Annotated in this window: 1 protein-coding gene and 1 other annotated feature; the gene reads right to left on the minus strand. The window is 63.6% G+C overall.

Annotated features, from left to right (window positions below; genetic code table 11):
- Positions 1 to 39: 39 nt before the first annotated feature.
- Positions 40 to 1,268, minus strand: a protein-coding gene (locus K225_RS0119130; RefSeq protein ID WP_155885315.1) for an IS3 family transposase whose coding sequence is annotated in 2 segments (ribosomal slippage) — positions 40 to 980 and positions 980 to 1,268 — 1,230 coding nt in all. Because the reading frame shifts where the segments join, the coding sequence is not laid out codon by codon here.
- Positions 874 to 990, minus strand: a sequence feature (AL1L pseudoknot). It overlaps the preceding gene by 117 nt.
- Positions 1,269 to 1,318: the final 50 nt, after the last annotated feature.

Consider the following 1,318-nt stretch of genomic DNA (forward strand, 5'->3'; position numbering starts at 1 on the left):
TGAACCGCCCCGGGTTTCGTGGAGGCTGGTTGGTTTAAGTCAGGCCGCGATGGCGTCCTGATTGGCGAGTTGCCGGTAGTAGTTTGCCTCAGCCTCTGCAGGAGGTATGTAGCCCAGGGGTTCGAGCAACCGATGATGGTTGAACCAGGACACCCATTCGAGCGTCGCCAGTTCCACCGATTCCCTGGTTCTCCAGGGCGCCCGACGGTGGATCAATTCGGCCTTGTACAAGCCATTGATCGTCTCGGCCAAGGCGTTGTCATAGGCATCGCCGGCGCTGCCCACCGACGGCTCGATGCCAGCCTCGGCGAGCCGCTCGGAGTAGCGGATGGACACGTATTGCGACCCCCTATCCGAATGGTGGGTCAAGGTCCCATCGCATTCGGGCTGGCGGGCGTACAAGGCCTGCTCCAGCGCGTCCAGCACGAAATCCGTACGCATGGTGCTGCTCACGCGCCAGCCCACGATGCGTCGGGCGTACACGTCGATCACGAAGGCCACGTACAGCCAGCCTTGCCAGGTCGACACGTAGGTGAAGTCCGAGACCCACAGCTGGTTGGGCCGATCGGCCTTGAACACGCGGTTGACCCGATCCAGCGGGCATGCCGCCTTGGTGTCAGGCACCGTGGTGCGCACCACCTTGCCACGAATGACGCCACGCAGGCCCAGGCGCCGCATCAGCCTCTCAATGGTGCAGCGTGCCACCGTGATGCCTTCGCGGTTCATTTGCATCCACACCTTGTCGGCGCCATACACCTGCATGTTGGCCTGCCACACGCGCTGGATCTGTGGCGCCAGCGTGGCATCGCGTTGTACGCGCTGGCTGCGCAGCGCCGGATTGCGCTGGGCTGCAGCGTGACGCCAGTAGCCCGATGGGGCGATCTGCAACACCTTGCAGACCGACTCGACCCCGAAGGCTTGCCGATGCTGGTCGACGAAACGCCTCAGGACTTCAGACGGCGGTCGAGTTCCGCCTGGGCGAAAAACGCGCTGGCCAGCTTCAAGATCTCATTGGCCTTGCGCAGTTCCTTGACCTCGCGTTCCAGCTCCTTGAGCCGCGCCAGCTCCGACGTGGTCGGCCCCTCGCGTTGCCCGGTATCGCGCTCGTGCTGACGCACCCAGGTCAGCAGCGTTTGCGGCGTGCAGCCGATCTTGGCTGCAATCGATTCGATCGCCGACCACTGCGACGGGTGATCTGCACGCGACTCTTCGACCATGCGCACGGCCCGTTCGCGGACCTCGGGGGAGAACTTCACTGACTTTTTCATGGCTCCATCTTCTCAAGGGTTGGAGCCTCCTCAAAACCCGGGGCGGTTCA

The sequence above is a fragment of the Acidovorax sp. JHL-9 genome (genome assembly GCF_000426205.1).
Taxonomy (GTDB): domain Bacteria; phylum Pseudomonadota; class Gammaproteobacteria; order Burkholderiales; family Burkholderiaceae_C; genus Acidovorax; species Acidovorax soli.